The sequence below is a fragment of the Streptomyces sp. B8-7 genome, from assembly GCF_058833805.1.
The window spans coordinates 1,272,169-1,297,595 of the sequence record NZ_JBYRRL010000002.1 but is presented as its reverse complement, the minus strand read 5'-3'; the positions used below and the strand labels follow the sequence as shown (position 1 = coordinate 1,297,595).

At 74.2% G+C, this 25,427-nt stretch carries 25 protein-coding genes; 10 read left to right on the top strand and 15 right to left on the bottom strand.

What is annotated here, in order from left to right:
- Positions 1-45 precede the first annotated feature (45 nt).
- The 3 genes from AC5K6T_RS14240 to AC5K6T_RS14230 all read right to left on the bottom strand — a co-directional run bounded on the left by AC5K6T_RS14240 (position 46) and on the right by AC5K6T_RS14230 (position 3,174).
- Entirely contained in the window at positions 46-879 is an 834-nt protein-coding gene (locus AC5K6T_RS14240) for a carbohydrate ABC transporter permease (RefSeq protein ID WP_493208940.1), read from the bottom strand.
- Entirely contained in the window at positions 879-1,847 is a 969-nt protein-coding gene (locus tag AC5K6T_RS14235; RefSeq protein ID WP_493208938.1) for a carbohydrate ABC transporter permease, read from the bottom strand. Before AC5K6T_RS14235 ends, AC5K6T_RS14240 begins: the two co-directional genes overlap by 1 nt.
- A gap of 67 nt (positions 1,848-1,914) precedes the next feature.
- Positions 1,915-3,174, bottom strand: coding sequence for an ABC transporter substrate-binding protein (locus AC5K6T_RS14230; protein ID WP_493208936.1), 1,260 nt, complete (start codon positions 3,172-3,174; stop codon positions 1,915-1,917).
- A gap of 485 nt (positions 3,175-3,659) precedes the next feature.
- Between AC5K6T_RS14230 and AC5K6T_RS14225 the strand changes: the two genes are divergently transcribed.
- The 3 genes from AC5K6T_RS14225 (at position 3,660) to AC5K6T_RS14215 (ending at position 7,600) form a co-directional block, all read left to right on the top strand.
- Positions 3,660-5,069 (top strand): CBM96 family carbohydrate-binding protein, encoded by a 1,410-nt coding sequence (locus tag AC5K6T_RS14225; RefSeq protein ID WP_493208934.1) that lies wholly within the window; start codon positions 3,660-3,662, stop codon positions 5,067-5,069.
- Positions 5,070-5,216: 147 nt separating this feature from the next.
- Positions 5,217-6,554, top strand: a complete 1,338-nt coding sequence (locus tag AC5K6T_RS14220) for an MFS transporter (RefSeq protein WP_493208932.1) — start codon at positions 5,217-5,219, stop codon at positions 6,552-6,554.
- On the top strand, positions 6,551-7,600 hold the full coding sequence (locus tag AC5K6T_RS14215; protein ID WP_493208930.1) for a hypothetical protein: 1,050 nt from the start codon (positions 6,551-6,553) through the stop codon (positions 7,598-7,600). The genes AC5K6T_RS14220 and AC5K6T_RS14215 overlap by 4 nt, the downstream gene beginning before the upstream one ends.
- Positions 7,601-7,664: 64 nt before the next feature.
- Here the strand turns inward: AC5K6T_RS14215 and AC5K6T_RS14210 are convergent, their stop codons facing one another.
- Complete coding sequence (locus AC5K6T_RS14210; protein ID WP_493208928.1) at positions 7,665-8,714, bottom strand: GlxA family transcriptional regulator; 1,050 nt, start codon at positions 8,712-8,714, stop codon at positions 7,665-7,667.
- 133 nt (positions 8,715-8,847) lie between these two features.
- Here AC5K6T_RS14210 and AC5K6T_RS14205 point away from each other — a divergent pair, with 133 nt between their 5' ends.
- Entirely contained in the window at positions 8,848-9,798 is a 951-nt protein-coding gene (locus AC5K6T_RS14205) for an NADP-dependent oxidoreductase (RefSeq protein ID WP_493208926.1), read from the top strand.
- 205 nt (positions 9,799-10,003) lie between these two features.
- Here AC5K6T_RS14205 and AC5K6T_RS14200 read toward each other — a convergent pair whose 3' ends face one another.
- On the bottom strand, positions 10,004-10,426 hold the full coding sequence (locus AC5K6T_RS14200; RefSeq protein ID WP_493208924.1) for a hypothetical protein: 423 nt from the start codon (positions 10,424-10,426) through the stop codon (positions 10,004-10,006).
- Between the two features lie 326 nt (positions 10,427-10,752).
- Between AC5K6T_RS14200 and AC5K6T_RS14195 the strand changes: the two genes are divergently transcribed.
- From AC5K6T_RS14195 to AC5K6T_RS14180, 4 genes are all read left to right on the top strand, one after another.
- Positions 10,753-11,319: a TetR/AcrR family transcriptional regulator gene (locus AC5K6T_RS14195; RefSeq protein WP_493208922.1), complete on the top strand. Its 567-nt coding sequence runs from the start codon at positions 10,753-10,755 to the stop codon at positions 11,317-11,319.
- Positions 11,320-11,458: 139 nt separating this feature from the next.
- A complete protein-coding gene (locus AC5K6T_RS14190; RefSeq protein WP_493208920.1) occupies positions 11,459-12,493 on the top strand; it encodes an NAD-dependent epimerase/dehydratase family protein in 1,035 nt (344 codons plus the stop codon).
- Complete coding sequence (locus tag AC5K6T_RS14185; protein ID WP_493208918.1) at positions 12,490-13,062, top strand: peroxiredoxin-like family protein; 573 nt, start codon at positions 12,490-12,492, stop codon at positions 13,060-13,062. Before AC5K6T_RS14190 ends, AC5K6T_RS14185 begins: the two co-directional genes overlap by 4 nt.
- Positions 13,063-13,337: 275 nt before the next feature.
- Complete coding sequence (locus AC5K6T_RS14180; RefSeq protein ID WP_493208916.1) at positions 13,338-14,543, top strand: serine hydrolase domain-containing protein; 1,206 nt, start codon at positions 13,338-13,340, stop codon at positions 14,541-14,543.
- A 279-nt stretch (positions 14,544-14,822) separates the two neighbouring features.
- Here AC5K6T_RS14180 and AC5K6T_RS14175 read toward each other — a convergent pair whose 3' ends face one another.
- Positions 14,823-15,362, bottom strand: a complete 540-nt coding sequence (locus tag AC5K6T_RS14175; RefSeq protein WP_493208914.1) for a YbhB/YbcL family Raf kinase inhibitor-like protein — start codon at positions 15,360-15,362, stop codon at positions 14,823-14,825.
- A gap of 193 nt (positions 15,363-15,555) precedes the next feature.
- On the opposite strand from AC5K6T_RS14175, the gene AC5K6T_RS14170 reads away from it, so the two are divergent.
- Positions 15,556-16,284 carry a GntR family transcriptional regulator gene (locus AC5K6T_RS14170; protein ID WP_493208912.1) on the top strand — a complete coding sequence of 243 codons (729 nt, stop codon included), beginning with the start codon at positions 15,556-15,558 and terminating at the stop codon, positions 16,282-16,284.
- 103 nt (positions 16,285-16,387) lie between these two features.
- On the opposite strand, the gene AC5K6T_RS14165 is transcribed toward AC5K6T_RS14170, so the two are convergent.
- The 3 genes from AC5K6T_RS14165 to AC5K6T_RS14155 all read right to left on the bottom strand — a co-directional run bounded on the left by AC5K6T_RS14165 (position 16,388) and on the right by AC5K6T_RS14155 (position 18,682).
- Positions 16,388-17,095: a YoaK family protein gene (locus tag AC5K6T_RS14165; RefSeq protein WP_493208910.1), complete on the bottom strand. Its 708-nt coding sequence runs from the start codon at positions 17,093-17,095 to the stop codon at positions 16,388-16,390.
- Positions 17,096-17,132: 37 nt separating this feature from the next.
- A complete protein-coding gene (locus tag AC5K6T_RS14160; RefSeq protein WP_493208908.1) occupies positions 17,133-17,975 on the bottom strand; it encodes a hypothetical protein in 843 nt (280 codons plus the stop codon).
- A 323-nt stretch (positions 17,976-18,298) separates the two neighbouring features.
- Positions 18,299-18,682, bottom strand: a complete 384-nt coding sequence (locus AC5K6T_RS14155) for a winged helix-turn-helix transcriptional regulator (protein WP_493208906.1) — start codon at positions 18,680-18,682, stop codon at positions 18,299-18,301.
- Positions 18,683-18,796: 114 nt separating this feature from the next.
- Between AC5K6T_RS14155 and AC5K6T_RS14150 the strand changes: the two genes are divergently transcribed.
- Positions 18,797-19,198 carry a RidA family protein gene (locus AC5K6T_RS14150; protein WP_493208905.1) on the top strand — a complete coding sequence of 134 codons (402 nt, stop codon included), beginning with the start codon at positions 18,797-18,799 and terminating at the stop codon, positions 19,196-19,198.
- Between the two features lie 34 nt (positions 19,199-19,232).
- Here AC5K6T_RS14150 and AC5K6T_RS14145 read toward each other — a convergent pair whose 3' ends face one another.
- The 6 genes from AC5K6T_RS14145 to AC5K6T_RS14120 form a co-directional block, all read right to left on the bottom strand.
- Complete coding sequence (locus AC5K6T_RS14145; RefSeq protein ID WP_493208903.1) at positions 19,233-20,390, bottom strand: Rieske 2Fe-2S domain-containing protein; 1,158 nt, start codon at positions 20,388-20,390, stop codon at positions 19,233-19,235.
- Positions 20,391-20,665: 275 nt separating this feature from the next.
- Positions 20,666-21,298 (bottom strand): MarC family protein, encoded by a 633-nt coding sequence (locus AC5K6T_RS14140; protein WP_493208901.1) that lies wholly within the window; start codon positions 21,296-21,298, stop codon positions 20,666-20,668.
- Between the two features lie 213 nt (positions 21,299-21,511).
- Positions 21,512-21,646 (bottom strand): hypothetical protein, encoded by a 135-nt coding sequence (locus AC5K6T_RS14135; RefSeq protein WP_493208899.1) that lies wholly within the window; start codon positions 21,644-21,646, stop codon positions 21,512-21,514.
- Positions 21,647-21,754: 108 nt separating this feature from the next.
- A complete protein-coding gene (locus AC5K6T_RS14130; protein ID WP_493208898.1) occupies positions 21,755-22,381 on the bottom strand; it encodes an RNA polymerase sigma factor in 627 nt (208 codons plus the stop codon).
- Positions 22,382-23,179: 798 nt separating this feature from the next.
- Positions 23,180-24,034, bottom strand: coding sequence for an anti-sigma factor (locus tag AC5K6T_RS14125; RefSeq protein ID WP_493208896.1), 855 nt, complete (start codon positions 24,032-24,034; stop codon positions 23,180-23,182).
- Positions 24,035-24,381: 347 nt separating this feature from the next.
- On the bottom strand, positions 24,382-25,206 hold the full coding sequence (locus AC5K6T_RS14120) for a DUF4397 domain-containing protein (protein WP_493208894.1): 825 nt from the start codon (positions 25,204-25,206) through the stop codon (positions 24,382-24,384).
- Positions 25,207-25,427 lie beyond the last annotated feature (221 nt).

Below are 25,427 nucleotides of genomic sequence, written 5' to 3'. Positions count from 1 at the left end.
GGGTACGCGCGCGGGGACCTGCCGGGACGCCGGCCGGGGTGCCGGTCACCCCTTGACCGCCCCGGAGGTCAGTCCGGCGACGATCCGCCGCTGGAAGAACAGAACGAAGAGGATGATCGGGATGGTGATCACCATGGCCGCGGCGGCGATCGATCCCGTGGGCTGCTCGAACTGCGAACTGCCGGTGAAGAAGGCGATGGCGGCCGGCACCGTGCGTGCCGCCTCGGTGGAGGTCAGCGAGATCGCGAAGAGGAAGTCGTTCCAGCAGAAGATGAACACGAGGATGGCCGTGGTGAACACGCCGGGCGCCGCGAGCGGCACGATGACGAGCCGGAACGCCTGCGCCGGGGTGGCGCCGTCGACCTTGGCGGCCTTCTCCAGGTCCCAGGGGATCTCGCGGAAGAACGCCGACAGGGTGTAGATGGCCAGCGGCAGCGAGAACGTCATGTAGGGGATGATCAGCCCGATCCAGGTGTCGAAGATGCCCAGGATGCGCTCGATGTTGAACAGCGGCGAGACCAGGGAGATCGGCGGGAACATCGCGATCAGCAGCGACATTCCGATGAGGAGGCGCTTGCCGGGGAAGCGGAGCCGGGCCACCGCGTAGGCGGCCATGGTGCCCAGGGCCACGGCGATCACGGTGGAGATCAGGGCGATGCCGATCGAGTTGATCAGCGCGCGGGTGAACTCGCTGGTCTCGAAGATGCCGCGGTAGTTCTCCCAGGTCCAGTCCCGGGGAATGTAGTCGCCGTCGGTGAGGGTGGAGGGGTCCTTGAAGGACAGTGCGGCGATCCACCACACCGGGAACAGGGCGTACAGCACCACCACGACGTTGACGACGCCCCAGCGGGTGGCGTGCGACGTGCCCACAGCGGCCATCAGCGCTTCACCTCCGCGCCCGGAGCGGCCGCGCCGAACAGCTTGACGAAGGCGAAGGCGATGATCGCGACGCAGATGAAGATCAGCACGGAGATCGTCGAACCGATGCCCAGGTTCAGCGCGGTGAACAGGTTGTCGTAGCCGAGGATCGACAGGGATCCGGTGTCGTGCGCCCCGGCCGTCAGGATGTAGATGTTGTCGAAGATCCGGAACGCGTCGAGCGTGCGGAAGAGCAGCGCCACCAGGATGGCCGGTTTCATCAGGGGCAGCATCACCTTGGTGAAACGCTGCCAGGGGGAGGCTCCGTCGACCATGGCGGCCTTCAGGGTCTCCTCGGGGACCAGGGCGAGACCCGCCAGCAGCAGCAGCGCCATGAACGGGGTGGTCTTCCACACCTCGGCGAGGATGATCAGCCACAGGGCGGACCAGTGCTCGGTCAGCGGGGCGTCGCCGGCGGGCAGCAGCTCGGCGAGGTAGCCGAGTTCGGGCGTCCAGGCGTACTGCCAGGAGAACGCGGCGACCACGGTGACGATGCCGTACGGGATGAGGACCGAGGTGCGGACGGTGCCGCGCCAGAAGATGGTGCGGTGCATGACCAGGGCGAGCCCCATGCCGAGGACCAGTTCGATGGCCACCGAGACCGCGGTGATGAACACCGTCACCCAGAAGGCGTCCCACCAGTACGGGGAGGACAGCACCGATCCGTAGTTGCTGAAGCCGACGAACTCGGCCTGTCCCGGGAAGCGCAGGTCGTAGCGCTGGAGTGAGAGGTAGAAGGCGTAGACGATGGGGTAGGCGGTGACGGCGACCATCACGACGACGGCCGGCGCGCACAGCATCCAGCCCAGCCGGCGCTCCTGGCGGGCCCCCTCGGAGAGTGCCGCCCGGTCGGCCTCGGGCTGCTGCCCGGCGGGCGGCGGACCCTGGTCGGGCGCGGCCGTGCGGCCCGGTTCGCTCGGCTCGCTCATCTGGCACCACCCCGGTGCGGGTGCCGCGCGCGGGGGCGGCGGGCGTCGGAGGTCGGGCGGTGGCGGTTCACGGGATCACACCCTTGGATTGCAGGGCATCGCTGATCTGGTCGCTCATGGTGGCGATCGAGCTCTCCGGCTTGATCGCGGACGGCGGGGAGAGCGTGTGGGAGACCACGATCGACACGTTCTGGTACGCCGGTGTCTGCGGGCGGACACTCGCCGACTCCAGCGCGGACAGCACCTCCCCGGCGAACGGGTACTCCTCGACGAACGACGCGTCGTCGTACAGCGAGCGCAGCGTCGGCGGCAGACCGCCCTCCAGGGCGGCGGTGAGCTGGTTGTCGCGGTTGCGCAGGCACAGGGCCGCCTCGAAAGCCAGGTCCGGGTGGCGGGAGTACGCGCTGACCGCCAGGTCGATGCCTCCGATGGTGGGCCGGGAGGGGCGGTCGGCGTCGACCCGGGGGTAGGCCGCCCAGCGGAAGTCCTTGAAGAGCCTGGCGTTGTTCGCCTTCATCGACGGGTAGACGAAGGGGTAGTTGAGCTCGAACGCGGCCCGCCCCGACTCCATGGCGAGCCGGTTCTGGTCCTCCATCTGGTTCGACAGGGAGGGGTCGGCGGCCGGGGAGTGCGCCAGGTCCCGCATGATGGAGGCGGCCCGCACGCCGGGCGGGCCGAGGGAGGGCTCGGTGGCGTCGGCGTTGAGGATGGAGCCGCCCGCGCTGCTGATCAGGGTGTTGAACCAGACGGTCAGCCCCTCGTACTGGGCGCCCTGGATCTCCACGTAGTGGGGCTTGCCCTCCTCGGCGAGCGCGGTCGCCATGTCCAGCATCTCCGCCCAGGTCTCGGGCGGCTTCGGCACCAGGTCCGCGCGGTACCACAGGAGTTGGGTGTTGGTGTTGTACGGGACGGCGTACAGCTTGCCCTTCCACGTCGCGGTCTGCAGCGGGACGCGCAGGGTGCCCTCGGTGGCCTGCTGCTTCATCGTGCCGGTCCACTCGCGGATCCAGCGCGCCTCGGCGAACTCGGGTGCCCAGGTGACGTCGAGGCCGAGGATGTCCAGCGAGTCGTCCTCGGCGGCGAGACGGCGGACGAGCTGCTGGCGCTGGCCGTCGGCGGCGCGCGGAAGCTTGTTGTAGTTGATCTTGTAGCGGCCGCCGGAGGAGCTGCTGCACCGGTCGGCCGCCTGCTGCAGCGCGCCCGAGTCGTCGGGGAAGTTGTACCAGTTGATCCCGACCGGACCGGAGCCGCCGCCGTCGCCGCAGGAGGCGAGGACGCTCGCCAGCAACGGCAGTACGGCGAGCGCTCGCAGCCGTCGCACCCGCACGTCACGCACCTTCTTCCCGCTAGCCCGCTGGAATCCGCACCCGCGCACGTGGCGACACCTCGTTTCCGGGGAGGCGGACGGGTCCTGCGCCCCGCGAAGTTTCTGTTCCGCGGCCACGCTAGGCACCATGGAACGGTAGACAAAGGACATTCGATGACCTTTTGCCGCCTGTCGACCGATCGGCCGGTTGCCGGACACCGGCCGGGCTGCCGGACGGCCGGGAGGGCGGTCCTCCGGCGGCCGGGCCGCAGCCGGGCCCCGGGCCGGGCCCCGGGCGCCGGGAGGGAGCGGGGCGGAGCCGAACCGCCTTACTGCGGGACCGGGTTCACCCGTGGACGGGATGCGGAAGTGCGGGCGTGATTGAAGTGTTCATGCTCCTTCCGTTCATTCGCGCGCCACTCGTCGCACCCCGCGCCAACACCGGCGCGCACCTCGGCCCCTCTACCGTGCGTGACGCCCTCGTCCCTCGTCAGAAGGGGTTCCACATGCCCACCCGGAAGGCCACCACGGTGGCCCTGGTCGGCGTTCTCACCACGGCCGCCGTGGCCGCCATGACGCTGACCGACGTGGTGCCCACCGCCTCCGCCGCGGGCACCACCTTCACCGCGACCGCCGACACCTACGTCGACAGCTCGCACTCCGGCACGAACTACGGCGCCTCGCAGCAACTCGGCGTGGACAACAGCCCGGTCAAGCAGATGATGCTGAAGTTCGCCGTCTCCGGTATCAACGGCCCGGTGAGCCGGGCGACCCTGCGCATCCACACCGACGACGTGTCGGGCGCGCAGAGCAGCAGCGGCGGCACCTTCCGGGCGATGTCCAGCACCAGCTGGTCGGAGACGTCCGTCACCTACAGCAACAGGCCGGCCATCGACGGCGCCGTGCTCGGCTCACTCGGCTCCGTCTCCCGCGACACCTGGTACGAGGTCGACGTGACCGACCACGTCACCGGCAACGGCACCTTCTCCATCGGCGTGACGTCGTCCAGCAGCAACGGGGCGGACTACGACTCGCGGGAGACCGGCTCGACCGCGCCGGAGCTGGTCGTGGAGACCGGCGGCAGCCCGTCGCCCACCCCGACGCCGACGGGCACCACCACCCCGCCGTCGGGCGACCCGGTCCTGGTCGGCGCCGGCGACATCGCCACCTCGGGCTCCGGCGACAGCGCCACCGCCGCCCTGCTCGACGGCATCCCCGGCACCGTGTTCACCACCGGTGACAACGCCTACCCGGACGGCACCGCCTCCGACTTCGCCAACTACTACGAGCCGACCTGGGGCCGCCACAAGGCGCGGACGCGGCCCGCCCCGGGCAACCACGACTACCACACCTCCGGTGCCTCGGCGTACTACAGCTACTTCGGCGCGGGCGCCGGCCCCGCGGGCAAGGGCTACTACTCCTACGACCTCGGCAACTGGCACGTCGTGTCGCTGAACTCCGAGGTGTCCATGTCCGCGGGCTCCACCCAGGAGCAGTGGCTGCGCGCCGACCTCGCGGCCAGCAACAAGCCGTGCACCGTGGCCTACTGGCACAAGCCGCGGTGGACGTCGAGCTCCAGCCACGGCCCCGACGCCTCCACCGGGCCGCTGGTGCAGGCGCTCTACGACTACGACGCCGAGCTCATCCTGACCGGCCACAACCACCAGTACGAGCGGTTCGCCCCGCAGAACCCCGGCGGCCAGCTCGACACCGCGCGCGGCGTCCGGCAGTTCGTCGCCGGCATGGGCGGTGCGAGCCTGTACGGCTTCGGCACCATCCAGCCCAACAGCGAGGCCCGCAACAACAACACGTTCGGCGTGCTCAAGCTGACCCTGCACGACAACGGCTACGACTGGCAGTTCGTCCCCCAGGCGGGCAAGACGTACAACGACAGCGGCAGCGGCACCTGCCACTGAACCGCGGCCGCAACGGAACCGCCCCGCGTCCGGGTGGGCGGACAGCTCCCGCCCGCCCGGACTGCTCCCGCCCCCGCCCGGACACCGCCCCGCCCCCGCGCACCTGCGGGGCGGTGTCCCGGCACCCCCCACCGGAGGTCGTCGCCCGTGTATCTCTCCACCATCGGCAGGCGCGTCCCGGCCGGCGACACGGCCGGGGAGGGACGCCGGGGACGGTGGAAGGCGGTCGGCGGCAACGTCCTCGCACTCGGCACCGTCAGCCTCGTCACCGACGTCTCCGCGGAGATGGTCACCGCGGTCCTGCCGCTGTACCTGGTCCTCCAGCTGCACCTCGCGCCCATGGCGTACGGGGTCCTGGACGGCCTCAACACCGGGGCCACGGCCCTGCTGCGCCTCGTCGGCGGCTATGTGGCCGACCGGATCAGCCGCCGCAAGGCAGTCGCCGTCCTGGGCTACGGCCTGTCGGCCCTCACCAAGCTCGGCCTGCCCGCGGCGGGCTCGGCCCCCGGGCCGATCGCGCTGGTCCTGGCCGTGGACCGGGCCGGGAAGGGGCTGCGGACCGCGCCCCGGGACGCCCTGATCACCCTGTCCGCTCCGGAGCAGGCCCTCGGCCGGGCCTTCGGGGTGCACCGCGCCATGGACAGCCTCGGAGCCTTCGCCGGACCGCTGGTGGCCCTCGCCGTGCTCGCCGCGGCCGGGCAGTCCTTCGACGCCGTGTTCGTCACCAGCTTCTGCGTGGCGGTGTTCGGGGTCCTGGTCCTCGTGCTCTTCGTCCGCGACCACCGCGCGCCCCGGCCGCCCGCCGGCACCGTCTCACCCCGGGCCGTAGGCGGCCTGCTGCGGACCGGCGCGGTACGCAGGCTCGTCTGCGCCGCCTGCCTCCTCGGGCTCGCCACGATCGGCGACGGCTTCGTGTACCTGCTGCTCCAGCGGCGCGAGTCGCTCTCGGTGGGGTGGTTCCCGCTGCTCGCCGTGGGCACCAGCCTCTCCTACCTGCTGCTGGCGGCGCCGCTGGGCGCTCTGGCCGACCGCGTCGGGCGTGTTCCGGTGATGCTCGGCGGCTACGCGGCGCTGGCCGTGGTCTACCTGCTGCTGAACGGCCCGCTGACCGGCGTGCCGCTCCTGGCGGCCGTCCTCGGCCTGTACGGCTTGTTCTACGCCGCGACCGAGGGGGTGCTCATGGCGCTGGCCGGACCGGTGCTGCCCGAGCGGCTGCGCACCACGGGGATCGCCCTGATCCAGAGCGGTCAGGCGCTGGCCTGTCTCGGGTCGTCCGTCCTGTTCGGGGCGGCCTGGCAGCTGTGGGGGCCCGCCGCGGCCGCCCGCGCCGCCGCGGTGGCCGTGGCCGTCGCCGCGGCGGCCACGGTGCTGCTGCTCGTCCGGCGCGGCCCGGACACCCCTGCGGCGGCCGACCCGGCCCCGCCCGTCGGAACCGGCCCGCCCGCGCGGCGGGCCCCGGAGGAAGGAACGGGTACGTCCTCGTGAACGGTACGTCCCAGCGGACCAGGATCATGCTCACCCTGCTCGCCGCGGTCCTGCTGGCCGCTCTCGCGACGGCCGTCGTCGTGCGGGCGCGCCACGACGCACCGGCGGGCACCGGCCGGCCCGGCACCGTCGCCGCCGGGACCCGGCAGGACGGACCGGCCGGCGGGCCCCGACTGCGCGTGCTCAGCAACGGCCTGCTGTCCACGCTGTCGCTGGCCGATCCGTCCGGCCCGCGCACGGTCACCGAGCGGCGCTGCGACCGCCTCTACACGGCGGGCGGCACCACTGCCTGCCTCACCCCGGCCGGAGCGCTCAGCGGGCCACGGCTGCTCGTCCTCGACGAGCGGCTGCACATCCGGCGCGGCGTGCCGCTGACCGGCCTGCCCAACCGGACCCGGGTCTCGGCCGACGGCCGCATGATCGCCTGGACGATGTTCGTCGGCGGCGACTCGTACGCGGGCGGCGGCTTCTCGACGCGGACCGGGGTCCTCGACACCCGCAGCGGGCGGCTGGTGGACTCGCTGGAGAAGTTCACCGTGTTCAGGGACGGGCGCCGCTACCGGGCCGTGGACATCAACGTCTGGGGCGTCACCTTCGCGGACGACGACAACCGCTTCTACGCGACGGTGTCCAGCGCGGGCGTGCGCTCCCTGGCGGAGGGGGACCTCGCGGCCGGGACCCTGCGCACCCTGGCGGACAACGTGGAGTGCCCGTCGCTGTCGCCGGACGGCACGCGCGTGGCGTTCAAGCAGGCCGTGCACGGCGACCCGGCCAGGGGCTGGCGCCTTTCGGTGCTGGACCTGGCCACCCTGCACCGCACCGAGCTGGCCGAGACCCGGTCCGTGGACGACCAGGCGGCCTGGCTGGACGACGCCAGGATCGCCTACGCGCTCCAGCGCGGCGACGGCACCGACGACGTGTGGACGGTGGCCGCGGACGGCTCCGGACGCCCGGAGGTGCTGGTGCCCGGGGCCTCCTCCCCCGCCGTCCTGCCCGCCGCCGCGCCCGGCGGCACGGCAGCCGCCGAGGCCTCCTCCGCGCCGTGACGGCACGCCGGTACGCCCGTGGCGGCGACGCGTCGAGAGGTGGGACCGGGTCCGGCCCCGGGGGTCAGCCGGCGGGCGCGGACCCGGGACGGCCGTGCGGGCCGAACGCGCGCCGGTAGGCGGTGGGCGAGATGCCGAAGGCCGCCCTCATGTGCGCGCGCAGGGAGTTGCCGGACCCGAGGCCGGCACGGTGCGCGACCAGGTCGACGGACAGGTCGGTGGTCTCCAGGAGCTGTTTGGCCAGTTCCAGGCGTTGCGCGGTCAGCCACTGCACGGGCGTCGCACCGACCTCGTCGCGGAAGCGCCGGCTGAAGGAGCGCACGCTCATCCGGGCGTGCCCGGCGAGCTGCGCGAGGGAGAGCGGCTCGCCGAGGTGTTCCAGCGCCCAGGCCCGGGTGGCGGTGGTGTCGGCCACGGTGGGCTCGGGCACGGGCCGGTCGATGAACTGGGCCTGCCCGCCGTCCCGCCACGGCGGGACGACGCAGATGCGGGCGGCACGGTTGGCGGCGGCCGCGCCGTGGTCACGGCGGATCATGTGCAGGCACAGGTCGACGCCCGCCGCCACGCCGGCGGAGGTCAGCACGTCGCCGTCGTCGACGAAGAGGACGTCCTCGTCGACCTTCACCCGGGGGTAGGCGCGGCGGAACTCGGGGGCCAGGTTCCAGTGCGTGGTGGCGGGCCGTCCGTCGAGCAGTCCGGCCGCCGCCAGCACGTAGGACCCGGTGCAGATGGACACCAGCCGGGTGCCGGGGCGGATACCGGCGATCGCCGCGGTGACCTCGGGCGGCAGCGGGCCGCCCCGGCCCAGCTCCGGCATGGCGTGCGTGGGCGGCACGATCACGGTGTCCGCGGCGGCCAGCGCCTCGGGTCCGGCGGCGGGCTGCACGGTGAACCCGGCGTCGCTCGGCACGGGCGCGCCGTCCGCGGTGCAGACCACCACCTCGTACAGCGGGCGTCCCGCGTCGTCGTGGACGCTGCCGAACACCCGGGAGGGGATGCCCAGCTCGAACGGTGGTACGCCGGGCAGCGCGAGGACGGCGACGCGGTGCCGTCCGGTCCTCCGCCGCCTTCTGGACCTCTGGCCGGCCGCCGTCCGCTCCGCTGCACACTCCATGGCCAGATCCTGTCACATAGTGGCCGCACGGCCAACACCGTAGCGGGCCGGGAGGCCCGATCGTGGACGGCGTGCCCCGGGGAGACCCCGGCGGCAGGCCGAACAGACGATTCCGGACAGGACAGAACCGGACATGACGAAGGACGAGGCGGACAGCATGCGTGCGGTGGTCGTGGAGCAGTGGGGCGGACCCGAGAACCTGGTCGTGCGGGACGTGGAGCGCCCGGAGCCCGGCCTGAACGAGGTCCTGGTGCGGGTGCACGCGGCAGGAGTGAACCCGGTGGACTGGAAGACCCGTGCCGGCGGCGGCCTCATCGACTGGGGTGCCGTACCGGCGGTGGGATGGGACGTGTCCGGCACGGTCGAGGCCGTCGGTCCCGGCGTGAGTGCGTTCCGGCCCGGGGACGAGGTGTTCGGGATGCCGCTGTTCCCGCGCCAGGCCGGCGCGTACGCCGAGTACGTGGTGGCTCCGGCGCGGCACCTGGCGCCGAAGCCGGACGGGCTGACGCACGTGGAGGCGGCCGCGCTGCCGCTGGCCGCGCTCACCGCCTGGCAGGCACTGGTGGACGCGGCCGGCGTCCGGCCCGGCGAGCGGGTGCTGGTGCACGCGGCCGCCGGGGGCGTCGGGCATCTCGCGGTGCAGATCGCGAAGGCGCGCGGCGCGTATGTCGTCGGCACGGCCAGCGCCGGCAAGCACGACCTGGTGCGGCGGCTCGGCGCGGACGACGTGGTCGACTACCGCACGACCCGCTTCGAGGACGTGGTGAGCGACATCGACGTGGTGCTCGACGGGCTCGGCGGCGAGACCGCGGAGCGCTCCGTGAAGGTGCTGCGCGAGGGCGGCCGGCTCGTCACCCTGCCGGGGCCGGACGACGTCCCGGCCGGCCTCCCCGAAGGGGTGCGGGCGCAGTGGGTGCTGGTCGAACCCGATCACCTCGGGCTGCGTGAGCTGGCCGCGCTGGTGCAGCGCGGCGCGCTGCGGCCCGTCGTCGAGACGGTCCTGCCGCTGGAGGAGGCGGCGAAGGCCCATGAGATCGGCGAGCGGGGCCGCACCACCGGCAAGATCGTCCTGACGGTGGACTGACTCCGGTACGGGCCGCGCCGGGCGGGCAGGAGGCGGGCCGTCCCGCCGCCCGCCCGGCCCCGGACACGGGCCGTGCCCCGCGTCACCCTCGGCCGCGGGCGTGCGCGGCTGCGGGCGACGCGGACCGCCCGCGCGAGCGGCTGGTGCCACGGCGGCCGGGACGGCCCCCGGCTGACCCGGCCGCCGTGCCGTGGACGGTGGAGGTTCACCGGTTCACAGCGCCCGGCAGCCGCGCCCCCGGCCTCAGCGGCGGCACCGGCGCATGTGCAAGGCCGGCCCACGTCCGACAGTGAGCGCACGTGCAGGGTCGGCGCACGTGCAGGGCGAGTTCGCCGGTCGCGGCGGAGGCAACCATCCGGACGGTGACCGGCCCCGCACCGCCGCCCGCGACGAGCGCGACGTCGGTCGACGCCGTTCCGTCGACGGCGGTGGTGACTCTGACCGGGGAGCCGCCATGGAAGTCCGTGCCCGTGCCCTGCGGATCGTCGACGAAGAAGCTGGCCATCTCGCCTGCCACCGCGGTGCCGTCCGCCTCGGACACCAGCCGCACCACGAGGGGGGCGAAGTGCCCGCCACCCCGGTCGGCTTCCTGGCCGTCCCCGGCGACGACCGCCAAGCGGTCCGCCATGTCCCGTCCTCCCTGCCGTGGTGACTCGCGCGGCTCCGTGTGCCGCGCGGGTCCTTCCGGTTCTTCCTGCCGTGCCGGGCCGACGGGTCCCACCGCCGGCGGCCCCCAGACGTCCGGGCCGGCAGCGCCTCCGCTCGCGCCGGCACGAGGGCCCCGACCGGGCCGCCAGGCCCGGCAGGCCCGCGGGACCGGAGAAGCCCGGCAGACCGGGCGACGGGGCCGGCCGAGCCGACGGGCCGGTCCCCCGGCCCCGGAGCGGGGTGCCTCAAGGTGGCGGAGTGAGAAGGCCCTTGACATCACCTCAGTTAGTCAGTTGACTGACTCACATGACGCAGGCGCAGACAGGAAAGCGGCACCGGCTGGTGCAGGCAGCGGTGAACGTCGTCCACGAGCAGGGCTTTCATCGCACGACACTGGCGGACATCGCACAGGAGGCGGACGTACCCCTGGGCAACGTCTACTACTACTTCAGGACGAAGGACGACCTCGGTCGCGCCCTCATCGCCGAACGGGCCGTCGAGCAGGCGGGGTTGCGCCAGGTGTGGGAGGCGTCCGGGGACGCCAGGGCCCAGCTCGACGCGTTCGTCGCCATGACCCTCGACAACCGCACCGCGCTCGCCCGCAGCGGCTGCCCCATCGGCACCCTCTGCGACGAACTCGGCAAGCAGGCAGGGCCGTTGGCGGAGGCGGCCGGCGGGATCTTCGCCGACCTCCTCGTCTGGCTCGCCGAGCGGTTCGAGTCCCTGGGCAAGGACGGGCGGGAGGCGCAGGGCCTCGCCGTGCACCTGCTGTCGGCGCTCCAGGGGGCGACCCTGCTCACCCACACCTTCGCCGACGAGCGCTACCTCGAGGGCGAGACCGAGCGGCTGCGCCGTTGGCTGGCCGAGCTGTGAGGACGCCCCGCGCGGCCCGGGCGTCCGCCGCAGGCCGCCCGCCCCGCGCAGTCCGCGCCGCCCCCGCACCTCGCGCATCCGGCGCGCGGGCGGACGCGCCCCACCCTTCCCGTACCGTACGACCGCACCGGAGCCGGCCATGACCTCTCACCACAGGACCCGCGTACTCGTCACCGGAGCGACGGGCTTCCTCGGCGGGCACGTGCTGCGCGCCCTCATGGCGGACCCGCGGGCGGAACCCGTCGCGGCCTGCCGCACCCCCGCCCGCCTCGACGCCCGGTTCACCGGAGAGGTGCGACCGGGCGACCTGACGGACCCGGACTACCGGCGCGCCGTCGTGCGCGACGTGCACGTGGTCTGCCACGCAGGCACCTGGGGCGCCTTCTGGGGCCATGCCCAGCGCGAACGCACCCACTTCCTCGAACCCGCCCTCGACCTCGCCGACCAGTGCCGTGCGGCGGGCGTACGCCGGTTCGTCCTGGCCTCCACCGTCGCGATCGGCACCCCGTCCCGCGACGGCAGCCCGGTCGACGACCACTCCCCCACGCGGTACACCGGCTTCTGGCCGCACGCCGACCGGCTGATCGACGTGGACCACCACATGCGCCGTACCGCCGACGACGGCACCGGCATGGTCACGCTCCGCCTCGGCCACTTCGTGGGGGCGGGCAACGCGCTCGGCATGGTGCCCGCGCTGGTGCCGCGGCTGCGCACCCGTATGGTGCCGTGGCTCGCCAAGGGCAGCGGGCGGCTGGCCCTCGTCGGCGACACCGACCTCGGCCAGGGCATGGCGCTGGCGGCACTCGCCGAGGACCTGGACCCGTACGAGTCCTTCAACATCTGCGGGCCCGAATTCCCCACCATGCGCGAGGTCGTGGAGTTCGTCGCCGCCGAGACCGGTGTACCCGCACCCCGGTTCAGCGTCCCCTACGGGGCCGGCTACGCGTTCGGGCGCCTCATGGAGACGCTGCACCCCGTGCTTCCGGGGTCCTCCCCGTTCCTGACGCGGTCGCTGGTGCATGTCGCCGAGGACTGGTACTGCCCGAGCGACCGCGCCACCCGGCTGCTGGGGTACGTTCCGCGCAAGGGCTGGCGCACCGCCGTCCGGGAGACCCTCGCGGCGCTCGAACCGGAGGGCTTCCCCTGGCCGCGGCTCGCACAGGAGGCGGCGTGAGGACGTCCACCGCGGCCGGTGGGCGCCGGCTCGCACCGGGCGGCCCGGTGGCGGCGCGGGTCCTGACGGCCCTCAGCGGCGAGCCCGTTCCCGTCCCCGACCCGGACCGTCTGGTCCATCTGCAGTTCCGCCGCTTCGCCGGCTGTCCGGTGTGCAACCTGCACCTCAGGTCGGTGGCACGTCGGCACCGGGAGATCGCGGCCGCGGGCGTGCGGGAGGTCGCGGTGTTCCACTCCACCGCCGAGGAGATGCTCCCCTACCAGGGAGATCTGCCGTTCGCCGCGGTCGCCGACCCGGAGCGCAAGCTCTACGCCGCGTTCGGGGTGGAGACGTCCCCACGCGCGCTGCTGGACCCCCGCGCCTGGCCGGCTCTCGTCCGCGGAGCCTTCGGCGGCAGGCCGTCCGGGCCGGGGCGCGGGCAGAGCGGTCTGGGGCTGCCCGCGGACTTCCTCCTCGGCCCGGAGGGCCGTGTCCGGGAGGTCCGCTACGGGCGGCACGCCGACGACCAGTGGCCGGTGGACGAGATCCTGCGTCTGGCCGCCCGGCACCGGGACGCCCCGGGCGGGTGAGCCCTGGCGGACGCCCCGGTGCGGGTGGGCCCGGGCGGACGCCCCGGTGCGGGTGAGCCCGGGCGGACGAACCGGTGCGGGTGAGCCCGGGCGGACGAACCGGTGCGGGTGGGCCCGGGTGCGTGCGACGGGGCAAGTGGACCCGGCCGCAAGGCCCACGGCACCCGGCCGGGAGGCCCGCCCCGTTCACCCGTTCCAGGGCAACCCTTCGGCCTAACGGAGCCCGCCCTGCGTCGCACGCCCCGCAGGGCGGGCCCCACCGCCACAGTGTCGGCATGACACGTACTCGCAGAGCCTGGATGTGCGCCGCACTGCTGGCGGCCCTGACGCTCACCTGCGTCCCCGCCGCGTCCGCCACCTCGCCCAGGCATCCGGACCGCGCCTGCGCCGCGACGGAAGGGCCGCTCCACGGCCAGGCCCGCCGCGTCGCCGCCGCCGTCCGGCAGGTCCGCAGGGAACTGGGACTGAACGCCGTACTGACCAAGGTGACGGTGCACGGGCGCGAGATCGCCACCCTCGCGGAGGGCGCGTCGATGACCGGTGTCCCGGCCACGGCCGACATGCGCTTCCGGGCCGGCGGGATCGCCATCAGCTACCTGACCAACATCCTGCTGCAGCTCGCCGACGAGCACCGGGTCGGCCTCGACGAGCCGGTGTCCCGGTGGCTGCCCAGGCTGCCGCACGGCGACCGGATCACGCTGCGCATGCTGGCCAGTTCCACCTCGGGTCTGTACGACTACGTGACCGACCCCGGGTTCCTGCGCGCGCTGGACGAGAACCCGTTCCGCCAGTGGACGCCCCGTGAACTCGTCGGCATCTCCACCAGCGAGCCGCTGTGGTACGAGCCGGGCACCAACTGGAACTACTCGCACGCCAACTTCGTGCTCCTCGGCACCGCGCTGGAGAAGATCACAGGTGTGCGGCTCGACCGGCTGCTGCGCGAGCGCGTCCTGGGGCCTCTGGGCCTGCACGACACCCGCAACAGCTTCACCCCCGAGATGCCCGGCCCGGTCCTGCACGCCTTCACCGACGAGCGCGGCACCTACGAGGAGTCCACCTACTGGAACCCGTCGTGGACCATCGCACCCGGGGCGGTCCTCACCTCCACCGTGTGCGACGTCGCCCGTTCGGCGCGCGCCGTCGGCTCGGGCGCACTGATCTCGCGTCAGGCGTACGACACGCTCCTCGACCCCGGCACGGTCGGCAAGGGCGGCCCCACGGCCACCTGTCCCGCCACCGTCTGCCGCGCCCAGACCGAGGCGGCGCACTACGGCCTGGGCGTCGTCGTCAGGGACCACTGGATCCTGCAGAACCCGCTGTTCTCCGGCTACGGCGAAGTCATGGCCTACCTCCCGGAGAAGGACCTGGCGATCGCGGTGGCCACCACCGTCGGCCGCTCCTCCCCCGACGGCAACACCGCCGAGGCGGTCGCCTCCCGCATCGCCTCCGTACTCGCCCCGGACTACCCGCTGTTCGCCTGACATCCCCGCCCCGGCCCGCCCCGGCCGCCGCAGGGCCGGGCCGGGGCGGGCCGGGCACGGCGGCGGTCCGGTGATCCGGCCGCCGCAGGGCCCGCCGATCCGGACGACAGGGGCCGGGGCCTGCCGGGTATCGCCGCCGGGGCACCAGGACGTGCACGGCGGTGCGTCCGGGGAGGCCGGCTCCCACTGCCGGCGCCGGCCGGCCTGCCGGGCGGGGACGGCCGCACCTCGGTGCGGAGGCACGACTGCGGGGTGCCGACGAGCGCGGGCAGGCGTACGTCAGGCCGGGGTCTGAGCGGTGGCGGTCAGCACGGCGCGGCCGAGTATGTGACCGGCCATGGTGAAGCCGAGGACGGCGGGGGTGGAGTCGGCCGGGACGCCCAGCGAGGCGACGTCGAGAGCATGCACCACGACGAGGTAGCGGTGGGGGCCGTGCCCGGCGGGCGGCGCGGCGCCGATGAAGCGGGCCGCGCGTGCGTCGTTGGGCAGTTGGCAGGCGCCGGCGGGCAGCCCGGAGCCGGTGTCGTCGCCGGCCCCCTCGGGCAGCTCGGTGACGGTGGCGGGGATGTCGGCGACCGCCCAGTGCCAGAACCCCGACCCGGTCGGTGCGTCGGGGTCGTAGACGGTGACGGCGTAGCTCCTGGTGCCCTCCGGGGCGCCGGTCCAGGACAGCTGCGGGGAGAGGTCCTTGCCGCCCGGGACGCCGAAGACGCCGGAGAGCTGCTCCGGCGGCCAGGGCGCGCCGTCGGCGACGGTGGTGCTGGTGACGGTGAAGGAGGCCGCCTCGGGCAGGCGGGCGAAGGGGTCGTTGGCGCTCATGGCGTCCTTCCGTCGAACGCGTGTGACGCGTGCGTGGGTGGGCTGGGGAGCTTCGGGAACAGGGCCGGGCCCGGGAGGACGGCGTCGCACACGGTGGCGTCGCACACGGTGTCTCCGCTGCCGCCCCGGGGGCCTGCGTCATCGACGATAGCATCAATAATCGATTATCACGTCGATCATCTATGCTCAGTGCATGAACCAGACCGCCCGCCCCTCGCCCTCTTCCTCGCCCTCGCCCTCGCCCTCGCCGGGCAAGCGGATGCTCTCCGAGCAGGTCCACGCGGATCTGCGCAGCGCGATCCTGCGCGGGGACCACGGCCCCGGCGAGGCACTCAAGCCGCAGGAACTGGCCCGGCAGCGGGGCGTGAGCCTGGCCGTCGTGCGTGAGGCTCTGGTGCGGCTCGTCGGCGAGGGGCTCGCCGACCGGCTGCCCAACCGCGGCTTCGCCGTGCCCGCGCACTCGGACCGCCGCTGGCAGGAGATCGCCGAGGCGCGCCGGACCATCGAACCGGTCACGCTGCGGATGTCAGTGGAACGCGGCGACGTCGACTGGGAGGCCCGCGTCCGGGCCGCCCACCACCGCCTCAGCCGTACCCCGGCGTACGCCCCCGGTGCCGGCGAGTACTACAGCGACGCCTGGTCCGAGGCCCATCGCGGGTTCCACCGCACCCTGCTGGAGGGCTGCGGCAACCGGGTCCTGCTGGACACCTTCGACCGGCTGTGGACCGCGAGCGAGCTGGCCCGCCGCTGGTCGGCGCACCGCGTGCCCGGCCGGGACGCCGTCGCCGAGCATCTGCGCCTGGAGCAGGCGGCCCTCGCCCGCGACGCGGACACCGCGGCCGAGGTGCTGGCCCGTCACCTCACCCTCACCGCCGCCGGACTGACGTCCGAACCTCCCGGGGCTGCGGCCGACCACCGCTGACCCGCCCCCGCCTGCCGCACGGCCGGGCGCGGGCGCGGGGACGGGGACGGCGACGGGGACGGCGACGGGGACGGGGAGGCCCTGGTGCGGCGGCGGGATGCCGTCACACCGGCTCCTCGGGGCGCAGGCGGGTGACACGGGCGTAGACCAGGCCGACCGTGAGCACGGCCGCGGCCGCGGTGAGCAGGACGACGGACGGCCGGACCGCTTCATGGAGGAGCCATGCGCCGAGCAGGCCGCCTCCCAGTGTCGCCGCCACCGCGGCCGCGCGGCGCACCTCGCTCGGCATCCCGGAGCCGATCCTGGTGTCCAGGGCCAGCGGCGAGCCGCCGAAGAAACCCACCATGACGCGGGTGGCCACCGTGGTCGGCAGGTCGGGCACCCCGGCCCGCAGGGTGGTCACGTTGCGCATCCCCATGGCCACGGCCACCGTCGCCGTCACGGCGTGGTGGCGGACGGACAGCGGCTCGCCCTGGGTGATGCCCCATGCCATCAGCCCCGCGACGCCCAGCACCAGTGACTCGACGACGAGCGCCGTCACGAGCCAGCGGTGTCCGCGGCTGTCCAGGGCCGACTCGAACCGCGCGCCGAGCAGCACACCGGCCATGAACCCGCACAGCGAGAACGACGGGGCCGCCACGGACAGCCCTTCCTCACCCGCGATCGCGAAGCCGAGGAAGAGCAGGTTGCCCGTCTGGACCGCGGTGAACACCGGACCGAGCACGAGGAAGCTCACGGCCTCGACCAGCCCGGTGGTCAGCGTCAGCGTCACCATCGCCGTGGTGATGGCCCGACCCGGCTCCGCGGTCACCGACCGGCTCCTTCGCTCGGCGGGCAGGGCGGGTCGGTCAGGTGCCCTGAGTGGGGGACGCGGGCGGAGTGCGGCCTGCCAGGACGTCGTCGAGCCGCTCGGTGCCCTGCTGGACCGCGTTGTCCACGGAGTCCTCGGCGCCGCCCCCGAGCCCGCCGGCCGTGACGGTGATGGCGTTGTCCCCGACCCGCACCACGGCGACGTCGAGGGTGAGTTCCGCCGGGTCACCGTCCGACTCGCCCGAGACCGTCACCTCCAGCCCCTGCCGGGCGTCGCCCTCCTCGGGCAGGGACGTCTCGATGACCTGGACGGTGCGTTCCCCCGCGCCGGAGCTGTCCAGCGTGAACTCGTCGCACTTCTCCGGCAGGGACGCCAGCCAGGCCATCGAGTCGTCCAGGTCGTCCCGATCGTAGGCGGCCACCTGGTACAGCAGCCGGGAGTCGCCCTCCTCGAACCCGGTGAGCGCCGAGGCGCCGGAGGGTTTGCCCAGCAGGTCCTCCTCGTAGAGGCCGTCCATCAGCTGCTGACAGGCCGCGGCGTCCGTCTTGCCGGTGACGAAGTCGGCGACGTCGACGGTGCCGACGAGCAGGGAGTCGCGCCACTTGTCCGCGTCGTCGACCTGCGTCCAGTCCTCCTCGATGTCGGCCTCGGTGATCAGCGCCGTCTTCGCGTCGGCCTCGGTGAGGACGGCGGCCGCGCTGCTGGTGGCCCGCGCCATCGGTTCGGGGGCCCCGGACCGCTGCGCGGACGGCGAGCGGGCGGCCTCCCCGGACGGCGTCCCGGTACCGCCGTCGTCCGAGCAGGCCCCGGTGGCCAGCAGGACCCCCACCGCCAGGGCGGCGACACCAACACGAGCAGGACGCGACGGACGACGGGTCATGAGAGGAGCCTCCCGATCACACGGACGATGCCCCCACCCCACCACCGGCTTCCGGCGCCCACCAGCGCGGACGGCCCGTACGAGTGACCCTCGGAGGCCACCCCGGGCCCGGGCGCTCCGGACCGGCGGCACTCCCGGGCCCAGCGGCCCCGGGCCACGGAGCGTCAGGCCTCAAGGACTCAAGGCCTGAGGGACTCAAGGCCTGAGGGACTCAAGGCCTGAGGGACTCAGGGGCTCAGGGGCTCAGGGGCTCAGGGGCTCAGGGGCTCAGGGGCTCAGGGGCTCAGGGGCTCAGGGGCTCAGGGGCTCAGGGGCTCAGGGGCTCAGGAGTCGAACGCGCGGCGCGCCGTCTCGATGTCGCCCAGGTACCGCTGGGTCCAGTCGCACATGCCGTCGACCGTCGCCCGCAGCGCCTTCCCCGGCTCCGTCAGCGTGTACTCCACGCGCGGCGGCACGGTCGGGTGCACGCGCCGCTCGACCAGACCGTTGCGTTCCAGCATCCGCAGGTTCTGGGTCAGCATCTTGTGGCTGATGCCCTCGACCGCGTCCCTCAGCTGCGAGAAGCGCAGGGTGCCGTCACCCACCGTCTCGATGATCAGCAGCGCCCACTTGTTGGCGATGTCCGAGAAGATCTCCCGCGCCAGCGAGTCCGCCCGCGTCACATCGGCGTCGTCCTCGGGCGAGCCCGTGAGCTGCTTGGTCACCATGGAGTTCCCCAGTCACCGAAAAGTGCGTTCTTCCCTGCCGGAAGCCACTCTCTTACGGTTCCTGAGTAACCACAAGAGACCGCAGGGGTCTCTTGGCGAACAGGAGGCAGCGCCATGGCCGTCACACTGATCAACCCGGACGGGCTCCCCGAGGTCGACGTCTACCGGCAGGTGTCGGTCGCGACCGGTTCCCGGCTCGTCTTCGTGGCCGGGCAGGTGGCGTGGAACACCGACGAGGGCACCGCCGGGGACCTCGCCGCGCAGGTCGAGCAGTGCTACCTCAACATCGCCACCGCGCTCGCCGGGGCGGGCGCCTCGTTCGACGACGTGGCGAAGCTGAACGTCCATGTCGTCGACTGGACGCCCGACAAGATGCCACAGCTCCTGGAGGGCATGTCCCGGGCCGCCGGGAAGCTGGGGAGGACCCCTGTCCCGCCGGCCACCCTGCTGGGCGTGGCGGCGCTGGACGTGCCGGAGCACCTGGTCGAGATCGAGGCCACCGCCGTCCTCGACTGACGCACCGGGCCGGCGGCCGATTCCCCGCGGGCCGTCACCGCCGCCCGGCCGCCCCGCAGCCCGCCGTGCCCCCGAGCGGGCTGCACACGGCGGCCCGGGGGCGCAGGGGAACGCCGTTGGCGCGCAGCACCTGACGGACGTTCAGGATGAGCGGGAACACCTCGTGGTTGCGGTCCTCGCCCTGCTCCTCCCAGGCCCGCTGCTCGGCCTCGACCGCCATGCGGTCCTCGGCGAAGACGCGTTCGGTGAAGCGTCTGATGAGGGGCCAGGCCAGCCGCAGCACTCCGGGAACGCCCGGCTTCTCGATCATCAGCAGGCCGAAGGCGTGGCAGGAACGCTGCTCGGCGTCCACGGGGACGTAGGCGACCCAGAGGCGGAAGGCGGGGCGGTCGGCGTTCTCCGGGACCAGGTCGAGGGTCTGGTAGGGGTACTCGGTGCGGATCGTCATCACGTCGGCGGAGTCGCTGCCGCCGAGGCCCTCGCCGGCCAGCAGGCTCGCGCCCCGGTTCCGCTTCCCCCCGGCGTGGGTGAACAGGTAGCGGGCCTCCACCAGGCGTTCCTCCACGCGGTGGTCCAGCAGTTCGGGGTGGAGTCTGCCGACGACGCCCCGGTGCAGGAACTGGTGGTTCATGTCGAGGAGGTTCTCGTGCAGGAACGAGTAGTGGCAGCGGACCTTCCTGGAGTAGGTCATCGTCCGGTACGCCGGTGAGCCGTAGGCCGGCAGCCGCGGCAGCGGTGTCGCGTCGGCCTTGTCCGGGTCGCCCGGGAAGACGAACACCAGGCCGTAGGCCTCCCGCACCGGGTAGCCGTACACGCCGCGCGGCGGGCGGCCGTCGCCCTTGGCCAGGTAGGGGATCTGCGAGATGCGGCCGTCACCCCGGTAGGCCCACGCGTGGTAGCAGCAGCGCAGCGTCTCGCCCTCCACCACTCCCATGCTCAGCGGCACCTGACGGTGGGCGCACCGGTCCTCCAGCGCGTGGACCGTGCCGCTGGTGCCGCGGAACAGCGCGATGCGCTCACCGGCAAACGCGGTGGCCACGACCTTCCCCCGGCGCACCTTGCGGGACTGGGCGACCGGGTACCAGTGGTCCGGGTGGGCGCCGACCCGCCGCAGGTCCACGGCTCCGGCCTCGCGGTCCCGGCGGGGGCGGTACCCGTCGCTGCGGCCTTCGTCGACGTCGGTCTCCGTCATCTCTCTCCCTCGCCGGGGGACATCGGCCCGCGTCCGCACACGGTGGACCGGGGGACACCGGCCCGCCGGTGGGGCGGACGGGGCCGGTGTCCGCTCATCCTCACGCGCGGCCGCCGTCCGGGCCCCGCCCGACCCGCCCGCGGGGTGCGGACCGGTCGTCCCCGTCACCCGCGCGGGCGAGGGGGCGCGGCGCGGCGGGCCGCCCGGTCGTGCCGCGGGGGAGGCCGGTCGGCGTCGCCGGGCCCGGCCGAGCGGTCCGCGCGGGTCGACGGGGTTCAGCCGATGCCGAAGTAGGTCTTGATCCCGTCGAGCATCAGCTGGATGCCGATGGTGGCCACGAACAGGCCGCCGAACCGGGTCATGATGGCCATGGTCCGGGCCGACACGTCCATCCGGTTGGCCAGCAGCAGATGCCCCACCGGGATCAGGGCCACGGTGATGCCGACGGCGATGAGGGCGGCGACCGGGCCGGACCAGCCGTCCCCCGTCGAGGCAATGGTGATCACCGAGGTGATGGCGCCCGGGCCGGCCATGAAGGGAATGGCGTAGGGCACCACGATGGACCCCTCGGCCGACACCGGAGCGGGCTCGTCGTGTGCGGGAGCACCGCCCTGCGCACGGGAGGGTTCGCCACCGTAGAGCATCTCGAAGCCCATGAGGGCGAGAACGAGGCCGCCCGCCAGGCTGAAGGCTCCCAGGTTGATGCCGATCAGATCGAGCAGTTCCCGGCCGACCAGAGCGGCCCCGCCCAGGGTGACGGTGATCGTCAGCATGATGCGGCGGACGTATTCGCGGCGCCGCTCGGGCTCGCTCTCGGTGAGCATGCGGAAGAACATCCCGCGGAGGAACGGGTCGACGAGCACGACCATCATGATCGTGGCCTGAATCGTGAGTTCGAGTGTGCTCATGCAGTCACCTCGTGACGGTGGACCGGACGGGACCACCTGCGGCCCCGCACCGCGGGCGTTCCTCCTCCGGTGGCAGCCTCGCTCTCGTGCCCGGCTGCCCGTCGCCGAACCACCGTCATCGGCGTCGCGCCCACTCCGCCGGCGTACGGGCCGACGGTGCCGGCCGACAGACTCCACCGGTGCGCCGCACCGCACCGCGGCGGCCGCCGCGGGTCAGGTGCCGGCTGGGGCGACCGTGCCGGGCGCGCCGAAGGCACCGTGGGTGAGGACGGCGAAACCCCGCCAGAACCGCAGCCCGACGGGGTCCCGGCACACTTCGATGCGGGCGTCCAGGCCCGGGACCGACACAGCCGAGGCGGTCAGGCCCGAGCACGGCAGCGCCGCCCGGCGTCCGGCCTCCAGGAGGGCGAGGGCCGGGAGACGGGCGGGCCGCCGGGTCCGTCCCGCCGGGCCGGGTCAGTCGGACGTGCCGCGCGGGGCCTCGGCCCGCAGGGACCGGGCCAGCCGCAGGAGCCCCCGCCGGGCGTGGCTCTTGACCGTGCCCAGCGGCCACCCCGTCAGCTCCGCGATCTGGGTCTGCGTCAGATCGTCGTAGAACGCGAGGGTCAGCACGCGCCGCTGCGCCTGCGGGAGCCTCGACAGCTCCCGGGCGAGGACGACCCGGTCCAGGACCGCCTCGGGCTGTCCCACCTTGTCGGAGTCCGCCACCGACAGCCGGGCGCCGGCGGCCGCCACGAGCTCGGCCCGACGGGTGCGCGCGGCGAGGGCGTCCGCGACCTTGCGGCGGGTGATGCCCACCAGCCATGCGCCCAGCGGGCCCCGTCCGGCCCGGAATCCCGTCCGTCCGCGCCATGCGGCCAGGAACACCGTCTGTGTCACGTCCTCCGCCTCGCGGGCGTCGCCGAGCGACCTTCGCGCCAGGGAGAACACGAGTCCGCCCCAGCGCCGGTAGACGGCCGCCAGACACGCCTCGTCGCCCGCGACGAAGCCCGCCGCCAGTTCGTCATCGGTCCGTTCGCCGGAGGCGGGGGCCCACGTGTCCCCGCTCCCCGTCGGCGGCGAGACCGCCTGCACCGCGCCCATCGTGTCCACTCCTCCCACGTGCACCGCCGTGCCTCCCTCCGGTGAGGTCGGCCGGACGGCACCATCGGTGACCGGATCCGCTCCGGAGGTGGCCGGTCCTCCGCGCCGGCGCCTCGGGCGCCGACCGGGCCTTTGTCCGTCCGGGTGTCGGTCGCTCCGGGCGACCGCGACTCCTCCACCGTGCTGGGCTCACTCCCCGGCTATCAACTCGCAGCGTCTGTGCATCGTTTTTGCCCGGGCGACTCGGAAGCGCCGCGCGGGACGCTCCGCCGAGCGGCTCCGCGCGCGACGCGCACTCTGCGGGCGGGCTCGGGGAGGCGTGCGGACACGGCCCGCCGCCCGCCGGGCCCCGCGGCCCGGCACGGCGCCGTGGACGTGCGCGCGGTCACGCTTTCGCACCCCGACGCAGCCAGGCTCCCGACGGGGTGCCCGGCGGCGGCACCGCGCCGCGTCGCACCCGGTCCGCCGGGTGGTCGGCGCCCTGCAGAGCCGCGGTCCCGTCACGCGTACGCCGTCGGTGCGCGACGCCCGCTCCGCCGGGGCCGCCCGCACCCCGGCGCGGCACCGCCCCCTCGCCGGGGCCGCACCGCGCGGCGCAGCCGCCTGGCCCCGTGTCCGCCGGCCTCCCCGACGAGACGGACCTCACCGAGCCGGACACGGTCCGGCCGGAACGGTCCGGCCAGAACGGTCCGGCCGGAACGGTCCGGCCGGAGCCGAGGGCCCGCAGGGAGGCCGTCGAGCGCCGCACCGGCCGGACTCCGGCCCGGCGGGCGGCCGGAGCCGGCCCGCCCCGGCCGCTCACGGTCCGCCCGCGCCGGGGCCGGTGGCGTAGGCGCCGCGCACCACGCTCTCGCCGGAGTGGTCGGGGCTGCCGTCGTAGGGCTGGACGGAGACGTCGACGACGGAGTACTCGTCCAGGTCCAGGTTCTGCGGCACGGGCAGGACCGCATGCCCGTCCGCTCCGAGTACGCCCATGGCGATCAGCTTCCGGTGCTCCCGGTCCATCAGCCACACCTCGAAGTAGCCCGTGGTGCGCGGCAGGCCCTGCACGCTGACGCGGAGGGTGCGCCGGTCGTCGGTGCCGGCGAGGCGGGCCTGCCCCTGTGCCCGCGGGATCAGCGGATCGAGTGCGGCACCGCCGCCGTCGCGCGCACCGCTGGACCCCGCTTGGGTGACGGCCCACCAGGTGATGCCGCTGCCCGCGGCCGCACGCAGCAGCGCGGCGCACTCCGCGAGGGCGACCGCGGGACGCGTCGGGCGGCCGGAGCGGCCGCGCCGCGTCCCGCGGTCGCCGGCCCCGCCGTCCACGGCCGCGCGGGGGGATCCGGTGGCGGCCGGCCGCACGCCCGGTGCGGCGGTGAGCGCCGGCAGCGGTGCGGTGCGCCGCACCGGCGTGAGACCTGCCGCTCCCCGGCGTGCCGGTCGGGCCGGGCGCTCCCGGTCCAGTTCCGCGGCGATGGCGTCCCACACTCCGGGCGGCGGGTGCAGCAGCTCGACGGCAGCCGGGCCCGGCTCCTTCAGGGTGGCGACGATCCGGCGCAGGCTGCGCAGGCGCTCGGCGCAGCGCGGGCAGTCACGCAGGTGAACGGCGGCGTCTGCCGGGTGCTCACCCAGCGCGATCCCGGCGATCCGGTCGTCGGTCAGGTGTTCCACCGTGTGCCTCCCCTGAGGTCGGGGCCGCACCCTGCGGCGCTCCCGGGCGGTCCGCGGCACCGGTCCGCGCCGGTCCGCCGTGACGCCCCTCGCCCGGCTGACGCGCCACCGGCGTGCCCGCCCGGCTTCCCCCGCCCCGGCGGCTGCGGCGCACAGGGGCCCGGTCACCGTCCGCGGGCCGGTGTCCTCCTTCGTGCGCCGAGCCCCCGGCGCGGCGCACCGCGCGGCGCTGGAGCCGGTGCGGGTGCGCCGCGCGAGGGCGGACGGCCGGCAGATCTGCGGACAACTCCGTGGTCGGAACCGCCGGCGGACCCGTTGGCGGATCTGCCGGCGGATCAGGGAACGTGTCAGTTCCCCCGGGGGCGGAGCCGGGCGGCGAGACCGGCCGCGCCCAGCAGGGCCAGGGCTCCGCCGGACAGCAGCGGCGCGGCCATGCTCCCGTTGTGGGCGGCCGCCTGCCCGTCGCCGCCTGCCGCCGCACCGCCGGACGCGGACTCCAGGCCGTCGATGGTCTGGACCTTCAGCGCCAGGTTGTCGTCCTGGGCGCTGCCCCAGGCGTAGACGATGGTGTTCGTGCCCTCGGCCAGGTCGAGGGCCGCCGGGCCGATGGCGACGTCGTCGGTCCCGGCCAGCACGACGTCCGCCTCGACCTCGCCCGCGGCGACGTCGGCCTTGTCCTCGTCCGGGTTGGACAGGTCCTCGAACACGGGGGTGCCGTTCGCGCGTACGTCGACGGCGGGAGCCGCGGCGTCGTGCCGTACGGTCAGGCGCGCCTGACCGGCCGCCACCCCGGAGAGGTCGTTGACATAGGCGTCGAGGGTGGGTGTGCCGTCCTCGCTCAGGTGGGCGACGATCGTGGCGTTCTCCCCGGCGGACACCTCGACGGTCTTCTCGATGGCAGGCTTGCCGTCGGGCCCGTCGCCGTCCGGGAAGATCCTGATGTCGTACGAACCGGCGTCGAGCTTCATCGGTTCGGTGAGGGTGCCGGGTTTGAAGTCCTGGATCAGTTCGTCGTCACCGGCGTAGACGTCCACGGTCAGTCCTGGCACCGCGTGCAGGACCGACACGGTCGCCTGGTCGCCGTCGGCGGCCAGGGCCGGTGAGGCCGTGGTGACGGTGAGGGCGACGACGACGCCGGCACCGAGGGTTGCGGCTGCGGTCCGAGCAGTCATGGTCTTGTTCCTTCCGCAAGGGTGTGAACGACCTTGTGGGAAGTCATTCGGTCCGACGGGCCCGTTCGGTTTCGCCCGCGCCGGGTTTTTCCCGCTTCGGGGGCGCGGGCGGTCGCGGGGCGGAGCGGAACGGGTGGGAGACGCGGCAGGTGAGGACGGCGGAGGGCCCCGCCGGGACGTCCGGCTGCGGGCGGTGGGCGGTACCGCGGGGCGGGGACGGT

What these genes read in the sequence shown, in the direction of transcription:
- AC5K6T_RS14240 (WP_493208940.1), bottom strand. Translation starts at nt 879, where the DNA reads ATGGCCGCTGTGGGCACGTCGCACGCCACCCGCTGGGGCGTCGTCAAC.
- AC5K6T_RS14235 (WP_493208938.1), bottom strand. Translation starts at nt 1,847, where the DNA reads ATGAGCGAGCCGAGCGAACCGGGCCGCACGGCCGCGCCCGACCAGGGT.
- AC5K6T_RS14225 (WP_493208934.1), top strand. Translation starts at nt 3,660, where the DNA reads ATGCCCACCCGGAAGGCCACCACGGTGGCCCTGGTCGGCGTTCTCACC.
- AC5K6T_RS14210 (WP_493208928.1), bottom strand. Translation starts at nt 8,714, where the DNA reads ATGGAGTGTGCAGCGGAGCGGACGGCGGCCGGCCAGAGGTCCAGAAGG.
- AC5K6T_RS14205 (WP_493208926.1), top strand. Translation starts at nt 8,848, where the DNA reads ATGACGAAGGACGAGGCGGACAGCATGCGTGCGGTGGTCGTGGAGCAG.
- AC5K6T_RS14200 (WP_493208924.1), bottom strand. Translation starts at nt 10,426, where the DNA reads ATGGCGGACCGCTTGGCGGTCGTCGCCGGGGACGGCCAGGAAGCCGAC.
- AC5K6T_RS14195 (WP_493208922.1), top strand. Translation starts at nt 10,753, where the DNA reads ATGACGCAGGCGCAGACAGGAAAGCGGCACCGGCTGGTGCAGGCAGCG.
- AC5K6T_RS14190 (WP_493208920.1), top strand. Translation starts at nt 11,459, where the DNA reads ATGACCTCTCACCACAGGACCCGCGTACTCGTCACCGGAGCGACGGGC.
- AC5K6T_RS14180 (WP_493208916.1), top strand. Translation starts at nt 13,338, where the DNA reads ATGACACGTACTCGCAGAGCCTGGATGTGCGCCGCACTGCTGGCGGCC.
- AC5K6T_RS14175 (WP_493208914.1), bottom strand. Translation starts at nt 15,362, where the DNA reads ATGAGCGCCAACGACCCCTTCGCCCGCCTGCCCGAGGCGGCCTCCTTC.
- AC5K6T_RS14170 (WP_493208912.1), top strand. Translation starts at nt 15,556, where the DNA reads ATGAACCAGACCGCCCGCCCCTCGCCCTCTTCCTCGCCCTCGCCCTCG.
- AC5K6T_RS14160 (WP_493208908.1), bottom strand. Translation starts at nt 17,975, where the DNA reads ATGACCCGTCGTCCGTCGCGTCCTGCTCGTGTTGGTGTCGCCGCCCTG.
- AC5K6T_RS14155 (WP_493208906.1), bottom strand. Translation starts at nt 18,682, where the DNA reads ATGGTGACCAAGCAGCTCACGGGCTCGCCCGAGGACGACGCCGATGTG.
- AC5K6T_RS14150 (WP_493208905.1), top strand. Translation starts at nt 18,797, where the DNA reads ATGGCCGTCACACTGATCAACCCGGACGGGCTCCCCGAGGTCGACGTC.
- AC5K6T_RS14145 (WP_493208903.1), bottom strand. Translation starts at nt 20,390, where the DNA reads ATGACGGAGACCGACGTCGACGAAGGCCGCAGCGACGGGTACCGCCCC.
- AC5K6T_RS14140 (WP_493208901.1), bottom strand. Translation starts at nt 21,298, where the DNA reads ATGAGCACACTCGAACTCACGATTCAGGCCACGATCATGATGGTCGTG.
- AC5K6T_RS14130 (WP_493208898.1), bottom strand. Translation starts at nt 22,381, where the DNA reads ATGGGCGCGGTGCAGGCGGTCTCGCCGCCGACGGGGAGCGGGGACACG.
- AC5K6T_RS14120 (WP_493208894.1), bottom strand. Translation starts at nt 25,206, where the DNA reads ATGACTGCTCGGACCGCAGCCGCAACCCTCGGTGCCGGCGTCGTCGTC.